This is a genomic window from Ruegeria sp. AD6, assembly GCF_056542325.1.
This window is the reverse complement of record NZ_JBQFZQ010000001.1, coordinates 337,823-355,623: the sequence shown is the minus strand read 5'-3', so window position 1 is coordinate 355,623 and position 17,801 is coordinate 337,823. Positions and strand designations below refer to the sequence as shown.

17 protein-coding genes are annotated in these 17,801 nt (G+C 59.8%); 3 read left to right on the top strand and 14 right to left on the bottom strand.

Features of this window, described 5'->3' with window-relative positions; translation table 11 throughout:
- The first annotated feature begins 191 nt into the window (after positions 1–191).
- On the top strand, positions 192–1,292 hold the full coding sequence (locus tag ACR0KJ_RS01615; RefSeq protein ID WP_480625830.1) for a Hint domain-containing protein: 1,101 nt from the start codon (positions 192–194) through the stop codon (positions 1,290–1,292).
- Between the two features lie 11 nt (positions 1,293–1,303).
- Here ACR0KJ_RS01615 and ACR0KJ_RS01610 read toward each other — a convergent pair whose 3' ends face one another.
- From ACR0KJ_RS01610 to ACR0KJ_RS01560, 11 genes are all read right to left on the bottom strand, one after another.
- Positions 1,304–2,404: an alpha-hydroxy acid oxidase gene (locus ACR0KJ_RS01610; RefSeq protein ID WP_480625829.1), complete on the bottom strand. Its 1,101-nt coding sequence runs from the start codon at positions 2,402–2,404 to the stop codon at positions 1,304–1,306.
- Entirely contained in the window at positions 2,404–2,958 is a 555-nt protein-coding gene (comE, locus tag ACR0KJ_RS01605; RefSeq protein ID WP_480625828.1) for a sulfopyruvate decarboxylase subunit beta, read from the bottom strand. The genes ACR0KJ_RS01610 and comE overlap by 1 nt, the downstream gene beginning before the upstream one ends.
- Complete coding sequence (gene comD, locus ACR0KJ_RS01600) at positions 2,955–3,461, bottom strand: sulfopyruvate decarboxylase subunit alpha (RefSeq protein ID WP_170451631.1); 507 nt, start codon at positions 3,459–3,461, stop codon at positions 2,955–2,957. The genes comE and comD overlap by 4 nt, the downstream gene beginning before the upstream one ends.
- Before the next feature lie 49 nt (positions 3,462–3,510).
- On the bottom strand, positions 3,511–3,921 hold the full coding sequence (locus ACR0KJ_RS01595; RefSeq protein ID WP_170517663.1) for a universal stress protein: 411 nt from the start codon (positions 3,919–3,921) through the stop codon (positions 3,511–3,513).
- Between the two features lie 23 nt (positions 3,922–3,944).
- Positions 3,945–4,922, bottom strand: a complete 978-nt coding sequence (locus ACR0KJ_RS01590) for an alcohol dehydrogenase catalytic domain-containing protein (protein ID WP_480625827.1) — start codon at positions 4,920–4,922, stop codon at positions 3,945–3,947.
- Positions 4,919–5,680: an SDR family NAD(P)-dependent oxidoreductase gene (locus ACR0KJ_RS01585; RefSeq protein ID WP_480625826.1), complete on the bottom strand. Its 762-nt coding sequence runs from the start codon at positions 5,678–5,680 to the stop codon at positions 4,919–4,921. The genes ACR0KJ_RS01590 and ACR0KJ_RS01585 overlap by 4 nt, the downstream gene beginning before the upstream one ends.
- Entirely contained in the window at positions 5,673–6,980 is a 1,308-nt protein-coding gene (gene hisD / locus ACR0KJ_RS01580) for a histidinol dehydrogenase (RefSeq protein ID WP_480625825.1), read from the bottom strand. Before hisD ends, ACR0KJ_RS01585 begins: the two co-directional genes overlap by 8 nt.
- Before the next feature lie 12 nt (positions 6,981–6,992).
- The gene (locus ACR0KJ_RS01575) at positions 6,993–8,321 is read right to left on the bottom strand and encodes a TRAP transporter large permease (RefSeq protein WP_170451642.1); all 1,329 of its coding nucleotides are present in this window, start codon (positions 8,319–8,321) and stop codon (positions 6,993–6,995) included.
- 11 nt (positions 8,322–8,332) lie between these two features.
- Positions 8,333–8,845, bottom strand: coding sequence for a TRAP transporter small permease (locus ACR0KJ_RS01570; RefSeq protein WP_170517654.1), 513 nt, complete (start codon positions 8,843–8,845; stop codon positions 8,333–8,335).
- Positions 8,846–8,956: 111 nt separating this feature from the next.
- Entirely contained in the window at positions 8,957–10,102 is a 1,146-nt protein-coding gene (locus ACR0KJ_RS01565) for a TRAP transporter substrate-binding protein (protein ID WP_170451646.1), read from the bottom strand.
- Between the two features lie 24 nt (positions 10,103–10,126).
- The gene (locus tag ACR0KJ_RS01560) at positions 10,127–10,312 is read right to left on the bottom strand and encodes a hypothetical protein (protein WP_170451648.1); all 186 of its coding nucleotides are present in this window, start codon (positions 10,310–10,312) and stop codon (positions 10,127–10,129) included.
- Between the two features lie 135 nt (positions 10,313–10,447).
- Here ACR0KJ_RS01560 and ACR0KJ_RS01555 point away from each other — a divergent pair, with 135 nt between their 5' ends.
- Positions 10,448–11,479 (top strand): LacI family DNA-binding transcriptional regulator, encoded by a 1,032-nt coding sequence (locus ACR0KJ_RS01555; RefSeq protein WP_480625824.1) that lies wholly within the window; start codon positions 10,448–10,450, stop codon positions 11,477–11,479.
- Here ACR0KJ_RS01555 and ACR0KJ_RS01550 read toward each other — a convergent pair.
- The 3 genes from ACR0KJ_RS01550 to ACR0KJ_RS01540 form a co-directional block, all read right to left on the bottom strand.
- Positions 11,466–12,446, bottom strand: a complete 981-nt coding sequence (locus ACR0KJ_RS01550) for a sterol desaturase family protein (RefSeq protein ID WP_480625823.1) — start codon at positions 12,444–12,446, stop codon at positions 11,466–11,468. The two genes, ACR0KJ_RS01555 and ACR0KJ_RS01550, sit on opposite strands and share 14 nt — an antisense overlap.
- Positions 12,447–12,527: 81 nt before the next feature.
- Positions 12,528–13,502: a LysR family transcriptional regulator gene (locus ACR0KJ_RS01545; protein ID WP_170451653.1), complete on the bottom strand. Its 975-nt coding sequence runs from the start codon at positions 13,500–13,502 to the stop codon at positions 12,528–12,530.
- A 127-nt stretch (positions 13,503–13,629) separates the two neighbouring features.
- Entirely contained in the window at positions 13,630–16,065 is a 2,436-nt protein-coding gene (locus tag ACR0KJ_RS01540) for a GcvT family protein (RefSeq protein ID WP_480625822.1), read from the bottom strand.
- 185 nt (positions 16,066–16,250) lie between these two features.
- On the opposite strand from ACR0KJ_RS01540, the gene ACR0KJ_RS01535 reads away from it, so the two are divergent.
- A complete protein-coding gene (locus ACR0KJ_RS01535; protein WP_480625821.1) occupies positions 16,251–17,771 on the top strand; it encodes a trimethylamine methyltransferase family protein in 1,521 nt (506 codons plus the stop codon).
- Positions 17,772–17,801: the final 30 nt, after the last annotated feature.

The following is a 17,801-nucleotide window of genomic DNA, read 5'->3' as shown; positions in this document are numbered from 1 at the left end:
GCGCACCTGTTTCAGTTCCTTTCAAAACTCTGGCCACCTCACCCAGTTTTGATCGCCTGCGCCCACAAATTGCCTCAAAGGCGCACTAGCTCAGCCGCAGGTTGGTGCCGTTAAGGGAACGCCAACCTCCCTGGCTTAATCAATGAATTGAAACAGGGCGGTTTGTTAGGGGATGAGGTTTGGGTTAGGTCATGGCGAACTACTCGTATATCGGCTACGCGCCGGACGTTATTTCAGTGAACTTTGTCGGGCAGGATACGATCACACTGGCGGCCAGCTACAGCCCCGGCACGGATCGCAGGGTCTTTGATGTTCAGGACGACGCAGGCGGCACCATTCTGAACGGCGCGAATCCTTTGCCGGATGACGGCACCATCTTCAACGGGGACCGCTTCAATAACGAAAACGGCGATGACGCAACACAGACCGGTGTTGTGACCAGTCTGGACGGTTCGACCACTTTTGGCAGCGGTGACATCTATCTTGAGGAATCCTATATCCTGACGGTACCCGGTGGCGGCAACATCACGGTTTATGCCGTTGAAATCGAAGGCACGCTGGTTGGCTACATCACGTCCGAACCGTTGGATCCGGGGGTCACTTATGACATCCAGGTGGTCAATGTCACGCCGACCAACGCGCCTGACACGTCAGACCCAACCGCGATCATCGACGTGCCCTGTTTTGTCGCTGGCACCCTGATCACGACTCCTGCGGGGCCAAAACCGATTGAATCTCTGTCCGCCGGTGATCTGGTCTGCACTGCCGATCACGGTGATCAGCCCATCCGCTGGATTGGCGCGTGCCAGTTGGATCAGGCGGCTTTGGCCGCCAAACCCAAGCTAAGGCCGATACGGATTGAAGCTGGCGCTTTAGGCAGCGGTTTGCCCCGTCGCGATCTGCTTGTATCGCCGCAGCACCGGATGCTTGTCCGCTCACCCATCGCCACGCGGATGTTCGACGCGGCCGAGGTGTTGGTGCCTGCGCATATGCTGACCGAACTGCCGGGCATTGATTGCGAAGACACCGCAAGGAAGGTCACCTATTACCACATGCTGTTTGACCGGCATGAGGTCGTCTTTGCCGAAGGTGCACCGTCAGAAAGCCTGTTCACCGGTCCGCAAGCCATGCGCAGCCTGCCGTCCGCCGCCCGCGCCGAAATCTTAGAATTGTTCCCGTTCCTACGGCTGCCGGGCTACGTGGCACACTCTGCGCGGCGCATCCCGTCGAAAGGCCGACAGGTCCGCAACATGGTGCAACGGCACCTCAAAAACGACCGGTCCTTGGTCTGATACATGGTGCCCTATTCGGCTGATCGCGCGACCCGTGTCGCCCCGATCTGAGCCATGGCGATGCTCATCTCATCGCTCAGCACCTGCCAAAGCTGGTTCAGCCCCGCCTCGCCTCCGGCGGCTATGGCGAATTGCAGAATGCGCCCGAAAAAGGTGAAATCAGCGCCGTTCCGGATTGCCTTCAGCGCATCTTCGCCGGATCGCAGCCCGCTGTCGTAGAACAACGGATAGTCTTCACCGACCGCCGCGCGGATGTCGGGCAGAACCGAGAACGGGGCCGGTGCGCTTTCCAATTGCCTGGCCCCATGGCTTGAGACCTGAATTGCGTCCACACCAGCTGTTTTCAAAGCAACTGCATCCTCGGCATCCAGAACGCCTTTGACGACCAGATGCCCCGGCCATTGATCCCTGAGCCTTGCTAGAGTGTCCCAATCGGCTTTGGCGCGGCTTTCGGTTCGGTCGAACGTGTAGCCCTCCATCAGGAAATTCGCCATCTGAGGCTTGCCATGCGCGAGGGTCGACAGGGACCAGCGCGGATGCAGGGCAAAGTCCAGAAACTGACGCGGGCCCAGCCGGAACGGCATACGGAACCCATGCCGCAATTCGCGCGGTCTGCGCCCGACCTCGGGCACGTCAACGGTCAGGACCAGTGTCTCGTAACCTGCCGCCTTGGCCCGATCCACTAGCTTGGCTGTCCCCGATCCATCGCCACTGAAATACAGCTGAAACCAGGCGTTGCCTTCGGACACGTCCAGCATCTCTTCCATGGGCGTTGAGGCCACAGTCGAGACCCCCAAAGGCACCGAATAACGCGCAGACAGCCGCGCCAACATCAGGTCGGCCCCCGGACCGGACAGGTTACACATGCCCATGGGCGCAATGCCAAAGGGACGTTGCGCGGGTTTGCCGAAAACCGAGCTTTCGAGCGAACGGTCACTCACATCCCGCAGGATCCGCGGGCGCAGGGTCATCGCGTCCATTGCGGCGCGGTTGCGCGCAGCCCCGACCTCGGACCCCGCTGCACCGTCGATATAGTCGAACACCATCCAAGGCAAACGCCGCCGCGCAAGGCGGCGGGCGTCTTCGGCGCAGTGAATGGCGCTTGCGCCCATCAGGCCTGAACGGCCTTCATAAAGCGGTCGCGGATCACCACCGGATCCATGGTGATAACCGGCATCTTGGCGTTGCCGCTTTCGCATTTGGCGACGATGATGGTCATCTGCTTGGCATCCAACGCCTCTTGCAGCACACGGCCCGTGTCTTCGGCGGCGCATTCAATCACACGTTCGCACCCGGCGGCCTGTGCCATTTTCGTCAACGAGGTCTTCTGGCCTGCATAAGTCGGCTGATCCCCGGTCGACCCGTACGAGCCATTGTCGACAATCAGCAGGATATAGTTATCCGCCACGTTGTTGGCGATGGTCGGCAACGTGCCCAGATTGGTCAGGATCGAGCCATCCCCATCGATCACAATCACCGGTTTCGGTTGCGACAGCGCAAGCCCCAAACCGATTGATGAGGCCAGACCCATCGTACCCAGCATGTAAAAGTTGGTCGGCTGATCGTCGATTGCGTGCAGTTCCTGGCTGGGAATACCGATATTGCAGACCACCAGTTGGTCACGCACGATCGGGGCGATTTCTTTCAGAATCTCGGAACGGATCATTGGTCGCCATAGCCTCCCCAGAAATTGGCATCGGTCAGAATGGCGACCGGCTTGTTGCACATGAAGGTGTATTTCAGGATCATGTCGAGCTCTTCGACATCCGATTGTTTGTGGAAATGGTAGGTCGGGATGTTCATCTGCGCCAACAGGGCTTTAGTGTGCACAGCCATCTCGACCTGACAGGCCACAGGCTCGCGCAGCTCTCCGCGATACGAGATCAGCATGGGCAGCGGCATCCGGTAATACTGGATCAGCGTCGCCAGCGTGTTGATCGTCACGCCGATGGCCGTGTTCTGCATGATGATGGCCGGGCGTTTGCCGCCCATCCAGGCACCGGCGCACAGGCCCATGCCTTCGTCTTCCTTGTTTGACGGGATGTGGAAGATGCCGTCGCGTTGGTCGATCTCTTCTATCACCCCGGCCAGTTGCTTGCAGGGGACGGTGGTCACGAACGAGATATCGTTCGCCACCAGATCGTCAGTGATCTTCTTGTCTATGTTCATGGTCCGGCTTTTGGTCCTGATTGGGGCGCGATAAGCGCGTTTGAGGAATTCAGCCCCCGCGATGCACATGCACGGCGCAGGGGGCATGGCGAACGACGCGCGACGCGGTCGATCCCAGAAAATAGTCGCTGAGGTCGGGCTTATGAGAACCGATGACAATGCAATCCACATCGTTGCTGCCGGCATAGTCGATGATTGTCCGCGCGGTGTGGCCCTTCACGATCTCAGCGGTCACGCCGTCCAGCCCTTCGACCTTTTTCAGCAGCTCCAGACGGGCGCGCTGAAAGCCTTCGGCGACCGCCGCCTTGTCGAGATATGCGCTGACCGAGCCCTGCGGCATCTCGTAGACATGCAGGGCGACGATCTCGGCCCCCTCTTCGGACAGCGCGCGGGCAACCTCGAGCGTGTGCTGCGAAATGCCGTGATCCAGCGCCATCGGGACAAGAACTTTTTTGTACATATCAAACTCCTTTTCAGCCCGGTCTATTGCCACGGGTCCAGGATAATCTTTGGCGCGGCAACCACGCCAGAGCGCAGATCGCGAAACGCCTGAGCGCCTTCGGACAAGGGTCGCGCTTCGGTCCAGTCCAGCGGGCCAAGACGGCCGTCGAAAATGGCCTGCGCCGTTTGGCGGAAATCTTCGGCGGTGTAGGTGTAGGTTCCGATGAACGTGACCTCTTGCAGGGTCATGCGGCGAATGTCCAAGCCGCCCGTATCCTCGCCCAAACCGACATGAGCAATAACGCCACCGGGTTCGGCGCAGGCCGAGGCGGTCGCACGGGTCGCTGCAAAACCGACCGCATCGATCACGATCGGATAGGTTCCTATGACGCCGTCCACGACGCGCAGGCCAAGCCCCAGCAGAAAGTCGCGCCGCCCCGGATTCGGTTCGGCCAGAGTGACCTCTTCGACGCCCATCGCGGTTAACGCCAGCGCAGCGGCCAGCCCAATTGCGCCGCCGCCCAGCACCAGGGCGCGCTTTTCGCTTGCCGGATGCAGCGCTGCGATGGCCAGCCGAACCGCATGCCAGCTAACCGCCAGAGGTTCGGCCAAAGCGGCCTTGCTTAGCGGCACATCCTCGGGCACCTCGACCAGATTGCGGTCTGGCATGGTGACATATTGCGCAAAAGCCCCTTCGCGCGGGGGCATCGAAATGATCTGGCGGTTTGGGCACAGGTTTCCCCGACCCGACCTGCAGGCGGGACAGACCTCGCAGGTGACCAGAGGGTTGACCGTCACGCGCGCGCCGTCGCGCGGACCGCCGACAATCACGCCTGCGGCTTCGTGGCCCAGGATCAGCGGCGCGGGGCGTCGCGCGTCATGCCCCAGATAGGCATGCACGTCCGAGCCGCAGATACCAACCGCCTCAACCCGGATCAGATGCTCGCCAAATTCCGGCACGGCATCCGGCACCTCACGATGCACAACTTGTTCGACACCTTCATAGACAAGCGCTTTCATTTCGCTGTGAACCCCCCGTCCACCATGAGGATTTGCCCGGTGACATAATCCGACGCCTTCGAGCACAAAAACAGGATCGGCCCGTCCATATCCTCCATCCGCCCATTGCGTTGGATACAAGTCTGTGCGGCGTTTCGGGCGGCGCGCTCGGGGTCGTCGAACACGGCCTGCGTCAGTTCGGTCGGGAAGAACCCCGGCCCGATGGCGTTGGCGGTGATGCCATGTGGCGACCATGCCTCGGCCATGGCGCGGGTCAACTGTCCGATCCCGGCCTTGGTCGCGCCATAGGCGATGCCACCCGGAAAGGCCCGTGTTGTTTGCAGCGAGGCAAAGTTTACGATCCGCCCCCAGCCTTTTTCCTTCATCGCAGGCACCATCGCCTGGCTCAGGAAGAACGGTGCGCTCAGGTTCAGGGCCAGAGTCGTATCCCATCCCTGCCCGGTCACATCATCCGCCGCCTCGCGCGTGTTCACCCCGGCGGCGTGGACGACAATGTCCGGCGGACCGAAGGGGGAAGAGATTTTGGCGACCAAAACCCCCATATTCCCTCGATCCGCAACATCGCCAGTCACTGCGGCGGCATTTCCCCCGATCTCATCGCACAGCTGAGACAGCGCATCGGCCCGCCGCGCGACGCCGACCACCTTGGCCCCAGCCTGCGCCAGTACCAAAGCCACCCGCCGCCCCAGCCCCGAGCTTGCGCCGATGACGCAGGCCACGCGCCCTGTCAGGTCAAAGAGCGAACGTGGGTCATCCATCTGCGGTCAGGTCGAATTGCTCATCCGGGAAATACTTGGCCAGCCGCACATCGGCGGCGCGGGCGTGGCCTTCCATCCCTTCCAGACGTGAAATGCGGGCGGTTGCGACTGCGATGGGCTTGGACCCTTCGCGCGTTGCCCGCTGCCATGTCACGATCTTCATGTATTTATGGACGCTGAGGCCCCCGGTGTAGCTGGCCGCGCCCGAGGTGGGCAGAACGTGGTTGGTGCCGGTGGCCTTGTCGCCATAGGACACGGTGGTTTCCTCACCCAGAAACAGCGAGCCATAGCAGGTCAACCGGTTCAGCCACCAATCCAGATCCTCGGCCTGAACGGTCAGGTGTTCAGGCGCGTAGTCGTCGGAACATGTGGCCATTTCCTCGCGATCTTCACAGACGATCACCTCAGCATAGTCGCGCCACGCGGCGGATGCGTTTTCGCGGTTCAGTTCCGGCAGGTCTTCGATCAGCGCGGGCACAAGCTCCATCACCTTTTGCGCCAACGCCCGATCATCGGTCACCAGCCAGACGGGCGAGTTGTAGCCGTGCTCGGCCTGACTGACCAAATCGGTCGCGACCACATGCGCATCTGCGCTGCTATCGGCAAGGATCAGGCTGTCCGTCGGTCCCGCGATCATGTCGATGCCGACCTTGCCATAGAGAATACGCTTTGCCTCGGCCACGAACTGGTTGCCCGGCCCCACAAGAATATTCGCGCGCGGCAGGCCAAACAGGCCATAGGTCATCGCGGCCACGCCCTGCACACCGCCCATTGCAAGAATACTGTCGGCCCCGCAGATATGCGCGGCATAGACAATCGCAGGGGCGACACCCTCGCCCGGACGCGGCGGCGAACAGGCGGTGATGTGGCGGCACCCGGCTACCTTCGCCGTCGTCACCGTCATGATCGCGCTGGCGATGTGGCTGTAGCGCCCGCCGGGCACATAGCACCCTGCCGCATCCACAGGGATGGCCTTTTGGCCCGCGACGACGCCCGGTACGATCTCGGTCTGCACATCCGACACGGTGGCCTTTTGCGTTTCGGCAAAGCGGCGCACATTGTCATGGGCAAAGCGGATATCGGCCTTCAGCTTCTCGGGCACCAGCGCGATGGCGGCGTCGATCTCACCTTGGGTCATCAGAACGTTACCCTCGAATTTGTCGAACTTCGCGGCGTATTCCAGCGCCTTGGCATCGCCACCCACCTCGATATCGGACAGAATGGTCTTGACCGTATCGTGAACCTCGGACGCATGAGATTGCGCCGTCAGGGTTGCCTTTTTCAAATAGTCACGCGGCATATTCAGCAGATCCTATTGGTAGATTGCAGGAAGCAAAGTGGTTGAAACGGCTGGTACATAGGCGATCAGGATCACCACGATCAGCATGGTCAGTACAAAGGGCACAGCACGAGCGGCGATTTTCAGGATCGACTCTCCGGTAATGCCCGAAACAACGAACAGGTTCAGACCCAGCGGCGGGGTGATGAAGCCAACGCCAAGCGCAGTGATCATCATGATGCAGAACTGAATCTCGTTCATGCCGATATTGTCTGCCAGAGGCTTCAGGATCGGCGCAAGGATCACGATGTTCGGTGTCGTCTCCATCACACAGCCTGCGGCGATCAGGATGCCGATCATCAGCAGGATCAGCAGATACGGGTCATCGGTCAGGTTGGTCACGGATGTCACAAAGCCCTGCGGCACGCCCATGATCGCCAGCGCCTCGGCTAGCGGGGCCGAGAAGGCGATGATCGGCAGGATCACCCCGTTGACCTTGGCCGAGCTGACCAGCATCGAGGGGAAATCAGCCAGCGTCAGCGTGCGCAGGATGAAGCCCATGATAATGGTGACGACAACTGCGGTCGCCCCTGCCTCGGTCGGCGTCAGACGGCCCGAGAAGATGCCGTAGAAGATGATGCCCGGCACGATGAAAGCATACCAGCCGGATTTCAGGGCCTTGCCCAGATTTGCCAACCACTCACCCATCGTCATCATGCCGCCGCCCTCATAGGCATAGAGACGGTTCATGATGATGTTGGTGATGAGGATTGACACCAGAATGGCCAGACCGGGGATCAGCGCCGCAAGGAACAGGGTCGAGGCGGATATGCCCAGCACAAGCCCGATGATGATGTAGGCAATCGATGGCGGGATCAGGATGCCGGTACAGGCCCCCGCCGCAACCAGTGCGCAGGCGTAGGGGCGCGGGTAACCGCTTTCGACCAGACGGTTGATCGTCATCCGGCCCACGGCGGCGGCACCCGCCGCGTCCGAGCCCGAGATCGCCGCGAACATGCCGCAGACCAGCACGGTGGCCGAGCCGAAGCCGCCCTTGGCGAAACAGGTCAGCGCCTCGGCCACGTCGAGGAATTTGCGCGACAACCCGGTGCGGACCAAAACGTCCCCGGTCAGAATGAACAGCGGCACGGCGGTCAGGGCGAAGGCGTCGATGCCGGTGAACAGGCTTTCGCCCACAAGGCTCAGCGGCAGGTCGCCGGACATGACCAGCATGACGATCGCGGCAGTGCCAATGGCGGCCCAAACGGGCACGGCCATGGCGATCAGGCCAACGAACAGAATGACGGGCAGGTAAAAATCCCAGCCAAGTTCAACGGTTTGATTGAGGGAATTCCAAAGCATTGCGGGTCTCCTCAGTCAAACAGCTTGTCGCCTTCGAAGACGGGCGTGCCGTCGCGAAGGGATTTCAGGTCGCGCATCAGGGATTGGATCAGCCGCCAGATCATCAGCGCAAATCCGGTCGGAACCGCCATCAGGAACCAAACTTTTGAGACCCGCAGACCATCCGTTACCGAGCCGAACTTGGCCGAGACATGCACCGCCTCGTAAGACCAATAGAGCGCGATGACCGCCACAACGAACATCACCAGATCACCGAAGATATACAGCAGTGCCTTGGGCCGCTGCGGCAGGTAATGCATGATCACATCGATGCGGATATGCGCGCGCTCTTTCACGGCGGCGGCGGCCCCGATCCAGGCGAGGTAAATAAAGGAATACCGGACGATCTCTTCGCCCCAGATCGAGGAATAGGCGAAAATCTCGCGCCGCAGAACCTCGATTGCCATGGTGATGACCAGCATCACGTAGAACACCAGCAGCAGCCAGCGCTCGGCATCCCGGTCTATTTTCTGAAGTACAGTCATGTCCGGTCCCAATTCTTGGCAGCACTTCAGAAGGCAGTCACGCTAACCGCTTCAATATGCTGCTTATTGTGGAGCAAACGGGCGCGCCGCAGCGCACCCGCCTAGATCGCTTTAGGCGTCGTGGACGTAGTATTTGCCCTGCGTACCGGCCGCTTCGACAAGCTTCTCGAAGTTGTCCATCGACCCGGCCAGCTCGGTCTTGAACGGATCCCAGTCGGCGTTCTGATAGCCGCCTGCGTCCTGCCATTCGGCCAGTTGATCGTCGCTGAGCGAGTGGAACTGCACGCCCGCCTTGTTCAGTTCCGCCATGGCATAGGCGCGCGCAGAAGGCACCTTGGACAGATTCTGGTGGCTGGTCATTTCCGAGCCCCACATGATGCCTTCCTGCACATCGGCGGGCATCGAGTTGAACCATTCCAGGTTACAGGAATAGACCTGACTGTCCGGCACTGCCTGGGTAAAGGTCACGTGGCTGAGGATGTCCTTGAAGCCAAAGACAAACAGCGCGCCCACGGACGGGTCAAGCGCATCCGCCACACCCTGTTTAATGGCCGAGGGGGTCTCACCCCATGCCACCGGCGTCGGGTTGGCACCGACCATGCGGTAATACTGCTGCAGCATTTTCGAGCCCGGCACGCGGAACTTGATACCGCTCATATCGCCCGGGGTGAGAACGGCATCGCCGCCCTGACGGACCGCAACCACGCGCGGATCGATGACAACATAGAACAGCGCCTTGAAGCCCGCGGCCTCGACCTTGGGATGCACTTCGTTTTTCCAGGTGTCGGAATGCACTAGGTTGGTGAACCGCTGGTTCGAGCCACACAGATACGGCATGTTGATCAGGTCGACGGTCGAAGCAAACGGCGCAAAGTTCGACAGCGAGTGCTGCGCGGCCTGAATGGTTCCGCCCTGCACCTTCTGCACAAGCGAGCCACCTGCACCCAACTGACCACCCGGCGCCAGTTTCACGTAAACCTTACCATTGGTGGCGTTCTGGATGTTTTCTTTCAGGTCCAGCTGCATGATCGGATAGCTGCGCGACGCGCCCAGCACATAGGCCGTTGCGATGGTCATCACATGATCGGCTGCCTTTTCCCGCTCGCTTTCTTCCTTGGCGGTCTGCGCTGCGGCCTCGGACGACCAAAGCACCCCGCCTGCCCCTGCGACCAGCGCCGCCGTGAACGCCCCACTGGCGCTGAGTTTCAGAAAATTGCGACGTTCTGCGGACGCCAGCTCGTTCTTGTCGTTGTTCATAAATTGCCCTCCCAAGCAAAAAATTCAGCCGCCGTTTTCGGTGTCCCGGTCGGCCTCCTTTTTCAGAATTGCGACAACGAACAGGATCGACGCCGCGAACAGGACCAACATCTCTCCGACATCCCCAAGAAACGCTGCGTTCGAGAAAGCACCCAACGCAACATTCGCAAAGTAGATGACGAATACGACAATCGAGGCTGCAAGAAACATTTCCGGGACTCCCTATAGAATCGGTCCAATTCCATTTGTAAGCGCTTACATCACAAATGCAAGCGCTTACATTGATGCTTTTCCCTGCCCGCGGAACGGGGTAGAGTTAAGAGAAATCGAAACCTGAGTTTGAAGATGCCAAAACCCCATTCCGCGCCAACCCTGGATGACGTCGCCAAAAAGGCGGGTGTGTCCACGGCAACGGTGTCGCGATGCCTGAACAATCCGCAGCGTGTGGTCGAAGCGACCCGCGCCCGGGTGATGACGGCGGTTTCAGACCTTGGATATACGCCGAACTTCGCAGCGCGTGTCATGGCAGCCAAGCGTTCATTCACAATAGGCGCGATCATCCCAACCATGGAAAACGCGATCTTTGCCAGAGGGTTACAGGCCTTTCAGGAGGAAATTCACAGCCAGGGCTACACCCTGCTGGTCTCTAGTTCCGCCTATCAGCCAGAAGCCGAGGAAGAACAGATCCGCACCCTTGTCGCGCGCGGCGCGGACGGGCTGTTGCTGATCGGACATGACCGCGATCCGCGCATTTTCGACTATCTGGAAACGCAGAAAGTTCCGGTGGTCGTAGCCTGGTCATTTGCCCCGAACCAAAGCGCCCCGTCGGTCGGGTTTGACAACCGTCAGGCGATGCAGGCCCTGGCGGAACAGGTGATAAAACTGGGTCACACGCGCCTTGCCGCCATATCCGCTCTTACCAAAGGCAATGACCGGGCGCGGTTCAGAATCGAAGGGATACGGGATGCGATGCGGGCAAATGGCCTGCCCGAAACCTCTCTGTCGGTGGTCGAGACGACCTATGAAATCGAAAACGGCGCCGACGCCTTCGGGCGGCTGATGTCCCTGCCCCAGCGCCCGACCGCCGTGTTGTGCGGCAATGACGTGCTGGCCGTTGGTGCGGTGCGGCAAGCGCAGAAAATGGGTATCTCAATCCCGGATGAAGTTTCCATTACAGGGTTTGACGATATCGAGCTTGCGCGAATCATTACCCCATCGCTGACAACCGTGCACGTCCCCCACCGAGAGATGGGCCGCAAGGCCGCCGCCGAGCTTATTGATATGATCGAGACACGCTCGGCCGGGACTTCGCTGCGTCTGGACACCACCGTAATCACCCGCCAATCGCTGGGGCCAGCGCAAGCTACTTCCCCGTAATCGACTTGCGCCTGTCCTGCATCCGCTCGTTCGCCTCGACGGTGCCATCGTGGAACGAGCCGAACCATTTGTCCCACGGCATCTCGAGCGAGCCGTAGTTACATTCGAAATACCGGTGATGCATTTGATGGTGGAACGTGCCCAGCGCCAGCCGGTTTTTGTCTTTGATCACCAGCCCCTGAAACCCGGTATGCGTCGTGACCGCTGTCAGCGTGTAATATTGCAGGTGGAAGATAATATGCAGCGGATGCGCGCCGATGACGAAATGGATCAGGACGGACCCCAGATAAATCGCATGCTCTGCCGGGTGCATCGACAGGCCGGACCACGGCCCCACATTGACGTTCCTGTGATGGACAGAATGGATGTGTTTATACAGAAACGGAATGTGGATCAGCCGGTGGATCCAGTAGAAAAAAAAGCTCTCCCATAGTGGGATCAGCAGGAAGATAGCAACAAACCAGATCGGGTTTGCAGCCCAACTGACATACGGGACAAAGCCGTTTGCCATCGACCAGAACATCAGCACTTCGTAAGCGGTCCAGAAGAATACACCGGAACCGAGCGTCCAGAACACATTATCCCGCACCTGACCGCCCAGAGTGAACTGTTTACCCTTCAGCATCAGGGGCCGGGGGTCGTATTTCAGCCGATCGCCTTGGGCCGAATACCTATAAAACCACAGGTGCAGCAGCCCGGCGATGCAAAAGATCAGCACCAGATTGCGAACGTAGATTTGCGCGATCCAACCGAACTGCAACTGCGTCGTCTCTGCCAAGGATGGGCTGAGCCACAGGTAACAGGCGCAGGAAATCAGCAGGATAATCAGCTTTTCCGAGATCAGCAGCCAAGAGTCCCAGACCCAGCGCAGCATCCGAACCGGCCTGAGCGGCCAGGTGAAAAAGGGCGAGACCTGTATCGGAACCTCGGGCATGTGGTTCCAGCCTTTAAGCTTTGCGTCAGACATAAGCGCGATCCCGGTGCGATGACCCGATCATTGTGGCACGAAGCGACGCCCTGCACCAAGAACTAGCTTGATACGCCCGCGCTAACCGTCGGCCCCGCTGGGCAAGGTTCTGAACTCGTTCTCCATCCAGCGGTGTTTTGCGCCGATGGGGTCGCAATAATTGGTTTGGATCAGTTTACCGAGAACACGGTGGATCAGCAGAGAGGTCGATCTTGGATACACATCCGTGGTGAACAGGGACACGGTGCGCACAAAGTTCCGGCCCGGGAAGGGCTGTGCATTAATGCTGTCATGAAACCGCCGCGCGCGCCGAAAACTGGCCGCCGTGGTCACCGCCCACCCGCTACCTTCGGCCACAAGCCCGACGATGGATTGATTGCATTCCAGCTCAAACCGGTTGGGCAGGTTGTACTTGCTGCGCGTCAACTGAATCTCGATCTGTTTCCCGATGGTATAATCGCGGGAATAGCGCAGGAAAGGCAGGTCCGAGTCGGGTTTCAGCACATCCTCAATCGACCCACCGAAGGATTTAGGCAGAATGACAATGAACGGATCCCGCAGCAGCGGGTATTCGACCAGCCCATCGGTCTTGCCCGGTGGCCGGGTCGCGACGCCTGCATCCAGCTTATGTTCCTGCAGTTTCGCGATGATTTCGTGGCTGGGGCGGGTGAAATGGCGGAAATTGCATCGCGGCAGGGTTTGGGCGAGATAGCGAAACAGCTCGGGCGCGACCTGATTGTCGAAATCGTCGATCAGCGCCAACCGCAGGGATGTGGCATGCAGCCAGTTGCCGGATCGGATTTCCGCCTCTCCCCGTTTCAACACGGTCAGACCTTCGCGTACGTATCGAGCGAACACCTCTCCGGCGGGGGTCAGGCTCATGGGGCGTCGGGTGTGGTCGACCAGATCAATCCCCAACGCGGTTTCCAGACTACGCAAATGGTTCGAGACAGTGCTGATCGATAACCCGGTTTCCGAAGCCGTCTGTTGGATGGACCCGGATTTGGCAATCAGCTGGAACACCTCCAGCCAGCGCAGGCTCAGCGATTTCGACATAGGCGCGCCTCCTCCCGCCCCTTTCTTTCGGTAAAATCGAAACAGAGAATCGTCGGATCGGCAATGTTCAATTCGGAGTTCGGCCACCGAATGCAGCACGGTTGGCCAAAAACCGGGCCGTTTTCGCCTAGCTGCGCATCCGCTCGAACTGTGGATCATAGGGGGACGGGGCGATGATCTTTGCCTCGGCCCGCGTTCCGCACATGTCGATGTCAAACGTGGTATCGACGCTGGCCAAGGGCGCATCGACGAAGGCATAGGCCAGGTTCAATCCCGTCCGATGCCCCCAATCGCCCGACGTCACCGTCCCGACCACACGGTCCCCTTGCATTACCGACGCGCCTCCATGCGCCGGGGCGTGGGTGGCGTTGACCGCGAGGGGCACAAGGCATCGCGACGGCCCCTTGGCGTGTCGCTGGGCCAATGCCTCCCGCCCGATGAATTCACCCTTGTGCGGTTTCACAAAACGGGCCAATCCCGTCTCATAGGGATCAAATTCGGTGATCAGGTCGGCTTTCCAGTGCAGAAATCCCTTCTCCATCCGCATCGAGTCAACCGCGCGCGCCCCGAACAGGCGCATGTCAAACGCGGCACCTGCCTGTTGCAAGGCAAGGTATGCGGCATAAAGCGAAGCGTTGGGCACGTGAATCTCATAGGCCAGTTCACCCGAGAAACTGATATTCATCACCATCGCGGGTGCGATGCCCACGAAACACTCTCGCACGCTAAGCCAGGGGAAGGCGTCCGCCGACCAATCGCCCCGCGCGCAGGCAGACAGAACCGCGCGCGCGTTCGGGCCCGCCAGCACAAGGATCGTCTGGTCATTGGTCAGGCTTTTCAGATGCACATCCTCGTCCGTGCGCAGATGTCGGATCAGCCAGTCCATATCATGAAACTCGCTAGCCGCCGCCGAGCCGTACCAGACCCGCGCAGGGCCGCGATCGCTGGCGGGCAGGTTCGCAACCGTCGCTTCGCCTTTGATCATTCCGTGATGGTTCAGCAGATAACCCAGCCCGACCCGCCCCTCGCGTTTCGTCACCGTGCCGCAGAACATGCGATCCAGAAAGGCATGGCGATCCGCGCCGGTGATCTCGATCCGGTTGAACCCGTTTACCTCGGCCAGTCCGACATTTGTCTGGATGTTCTGCACTTCTGCGGCGACAACGTCGAACGTTTCGTCAAAATCGAAGCCAAGCGTCGGCTCAAACTCAGAACTGGGTTTTATGTAATCGACACGTTCCCACCCATTCACCACCGTGAATTCGGCACCAGCCGCAGCCAGAACCGGGGTCAGAGGCGTGGTCTTAGCTGGACGACCGGCAGGGCGGTGTTCATGCGGAAAATGAAACCTGAATTCGTTTTGATAGTCCTCAATCGCCTTCAGCGCCGTGAGTTCGACATTCGCGTGCCCGGTAAACCGGCGCGGATCGAGGCACCATGTGTCATAACACGCCTCACCATGCACGATCTGCTGGGCCAGCAGCCAACCGTGCCCACCACCCTCGCCCAACCCGGCGCGTAGCCCGATGATGCAGAACGCGTTGCGCTTGCCGGGTATCGGCCCGACTAAGGGCGCGCCGTCTATGGTGTAGGTGATCGGGCCATTGACGACCGTATGAATACCGACCTCCATCAAGGCGGGCATCCGCGCAAAGGCCCCTTCCAGAACGTCCGTCACCCGGTCCAGATCATTTGGGCACAGAGCATTGACGAAATTGGGGTCGATCCCGTCCATGCCCCAGGTTTTGCAATCCTGTTCGTAAAACCCCACCAGCAATCCGTTCTTTTCCTGACGGCAATAATAGTCGCTGATCGAACATCTGAGCAGCGGCATTCGGTGCCCGGCATCGCGAATGGCCGCGATCTCTTCGGTAAGGAAATACTGATGCTCCATCGAGGAAACCGGATGATGCACCCCTATCATCGCGCCAACCTCGTTCACACGATAGCCACAGGCATTCACGACGATATCGCAGTCGATATCACCATGTTCTGTCTTAACGGTCCAGGTGTCGTCGCTGTGCTGGATCAATCCGATCACGGGCGTGTTGCGATAAACCTCGGCCCCTGCTTTCCGGGCGCGTCGCGCCAAAGCCTGACACAGTTGCGCCGGGTCAATATCACCATCCAAAGGGTCCCATAGCCCGCCGATCAGGTTATCCGTGGAAATCAAAGGGTGCCTGCGGGCGCATTCCTCGGCATCGATCACCTCAAACTGCACATCCATCCCCCGCGCCATTGAGGCAAAATGGCGATAGCCCTGCATCTGCGCCTCGGTATTGGCCAGCCGAATGCCGCCATCACCGTGGTGGTAGTTGATCGGGTAATCGGGGTCTTCTGCCAGCTCTTTATACAGCCGGATCGAGTGGGATTTCAGCCCGACCATCGTCTGGTTCATGCCGAAATTCGTCACTTGCGCGGCCGAGTGCCATGTGGTGCCCGATGTCAGTTCGTTCCGTTCAACCAGAACCACATCACTCCACCCCTCTTGCGTCAGATGGTACAGGGTGGAACACCCGGCGATCCCCCCTCCGATCACAACGACCTTTGTGCGTGACTTCATCGCGCGCTCCTTCCTGCGTCGGTCAGATGGTGGGGACAAACAGGACTTCTCAGCAACGCGCCTTTTGTTGCTTTGAAAAAAACGAAACTGTGGTTTTAGATTTCGAAAGGCTGATTTCTGGTTTTGCGGGCCGCGATATGTGAGTTTTACGGTGGGACCAGACACGACGGAGGAGCGCCCCGCGCATGGCATCGGACGGAAACAGAAGAAGCGGTCGCAAGGCCCGTCATGCCCAACGCGCGGCCAAGCCCGAGGTTGATCCCTGCGCGCCCGGTCAGGTTGGTGGTTTCTACAAGCCGCTGACCGAGGGTGAGATTTCCCGGATCTTCGACACCGCGCTTCGTCTGCTGGAAACGCTTGGCATGGGCGAAGTCCCGGATCGTTTGCGCAAGGACCTGCTGGCAGCAGGCGCGTTGGAGGCTGAACATGACCGCGTTTTGTTCCCGCGCGCGATGGTCGAACGTGCAATCAACACGGCGGCAAAAACTTTCACCCTGCATGGGTGGGACGAGGCCCGCTCGATCGAAGTCGGAGGCGATCGGGTGTTTTTCGGAACCGGAGGGGCTGCGGTTCAGACGCTGGACCTTGAGAGCGGTGTTTATCGCCCTTCAACCCTTGCCGATCTGCATGATTTCACCCGCCTGCAGGACACGCTGGCCAATGTCAGCTGGTTCACCCGTTGCTGCGTCGCGACAGATGTACCCGATGTTTTGGATCTGGACGTGAACACCGCTTACGCGCTGGTCAAAAACACCACAAAACCCGTCGCGACATCGTTCACTCTGGCCGAGCATGTCGCACCTATTGTCTCGCTTTTGGACATTGCCGCAGGTGGCCCCGGCGCATTTTCCGAACGGCCGTTTCTGAAGGCGCATATCAGTCCCGTAATTTCTCCGTTGCGATACGGTGAAGATGCGGTGGACGTGGTTTATGAATGCGTCCGGCACAACATCCCGATGTCCTGCATCACCGCCGCGCAGGCCGGCGCAACAGCCCCTGCGACGCTGGCCGGGTTTCTGGCGCAATCGCTGGCCGAGACACTGGCCAGTCTGGTGATGGTCAATACGATCCAGCCCGGCTTTCCCATGGTGTTTTCCAACTGGCCCTTCATCGTGGATCTGCGGACCGGGGCATTTGCGGGCGGCAGTGGCGAGACCGCCATCCTGAACGCGGCCTCGGCCCAGATCATCAACTGGCTGGGCCTGCCCTCGGGCGTTGCGGCCTCGATGACGGACGCCAAGGCCATTGACGCGCAATATGGGGTTGAGAAGGGCATGACCTCGCTGGCGGCGGCTTTGGCGGGCGGCAACCTGATCTATGAAAGCTCGGGCATGACCGCGTCGCTATTGGGTGCGAGTTTTGAAGCCTTTGTGCTGGACAACGAAATGCACTCTCACACATATCGCGCGCTAAGGGGGATCGAAGTGACCGAGGAAAATCTGGGCTTCGAGGCGATCTGCCAGTCGGTTCTGGGTGATGGTCACTTTCTCGGCAGCTCTCACACCTATGAAGCGATGGAGCGGGACTATTTCTACCCTGCCCTTGCAGATCGAACCGAGCCGCGCACGTGGCAAGAGGACGGTGCAAAGGACGCCTGGACCAACGCCCGCGAACAAGCCATCGAGACCTTGCAAACACATCACCCCACCTATCTGACGCCCGAGCAGGATGCAGAGATTCGCAAGCGGTTTCGTATTCTCTACTGACCGCAAACTATGGATTGGCGACACACCGCC

Excerpts from the sequence above, each read along its gene's own strand:
- ACR0KJ_RS01615 (WP_480625830.1), top strand. The coding sequence starts at position 192 with ATGGCGAACTACTCGTATATCGGCTACGCGCCGGACGTTATTTCAGTG.
- ACR0KJ_RS01565 (WP_170451646.1), bottom strand. The coding sequence starts at position 10,102 with ATGAACAACGACAAGAACGAGCTGGCGTCCGCAGAACGTCGCAATTTT.
- ACR0KJ_RS01610 (WP_480625829.1), bottom strand. The coding sequence starts at position 2,404 with ATGGGCGCAAGCGCCATTCACTGCGCCGAAGACGCCCGCCGCCTTGCG.
- comD (WP_170451631.1), bottom strand. The coding sequence starts at position 3,461 with ATGAACATAGACAAGAAGATCACTGACGATCTGGTGGCGAACGATATC.
- ACR0KJ_RS01540 (WP_480625822.1), bottom strand. The coding sequence starts at position 16,065 with ATGAAGTCACGCACAAAGGTCGTTGTGATCGGAGGGGGGATCGCCGGG.
- ACR0KJ_RS01570 (WP_170517654.1), bottom strand. The coding sequence starts at position 8,845 with ATGACTGTACTTCAGAAAATAGACCGGGATGCCGAGCGCTGGCTGCTG.
- ACR0KJ_RS01590 (WP_480625827.1), bottom strand. The coding sequence starts at position 4,922 with ATGAAAGCGCTTGTCTATGAAGGTGTCGAACAAGTTGTGCATCGTGAG.
- ACR0KJ_RS01550 (WP_480625823.1), bottom strand. The coding sequence starts at position 12,446 with ATGTCTGACGCAAAGCTTAAAGGCTGGAACCACATGCCCGAGGTTCCG.
- ACR0KJ_RS01545 (WP_170451653.1), bottom strand. The coding sequence starts at position 13,502 with ATGTCGAAATCGCTGAGCCTGCGCTGGCTGGAGGTGTTCCAGCTGATT.
- hisD (WP_480625825.1), bottom strand. The coding sequence starts at position 6,980 with ATGCCGCGTGACTATTTGAAAAAGGCAACCCTGACGGCGCAATCTCAT.
- ACR0KJ_RS01575 (WP_170451642.1), bottom strand. The coding sequence starts at position 8,321 with ATGCTTTGGAATTCCCTCAATCAAACCGTTGAACTTGGCTGGGATTTT.
- ACR0KJ_RS01585 (WP_480625826.1), bottom strand. The coding sequence starts at position 5,680 with ATGGATGACCCACGTTCGCTCTTTGACCTGACAGGGCGCGTGGCCTGC.
- ACR0KJ_RS01560 (WP_170451648.1), bottom strand. The coding sequence starts at position 10,312 with ATGTTTCTTGCAGCCTCGATTGTCGTATTCGTCATCTACTTTGCGAAT.
- ACR0KJ_RS01555 (WP_480625824.1), top strand. The coding sequence starts at position 10,448 with ATGCCAAAACCCCATTCCGCGCCAACCCTGGATGACGTCGCCAAAAAG.
- comE (WP_480625828.1), bottom strand. The coding sequence starts at position 2,958 with ATGATCCGTTCCGAGATTCTGAAAGAAATCGCCCCGATCGTGCGTGAC.
- ACR0KJ_RS01535 (WP_480625821.1), top strand. The coding sequence starts at position 16,251 with ATGGCATCGGACGGAAACAGAAGAAGCGGTCGCAAGGCCCGTCATGCC.
- ACR0KJ_RS01595 (WP_170517663.1), bottom strand. The coding sequence starts at position 3,921 with ATGTACAAAAAAGTTCTTGTCCCGATGGCGCTGGATCACGGCATTTCG.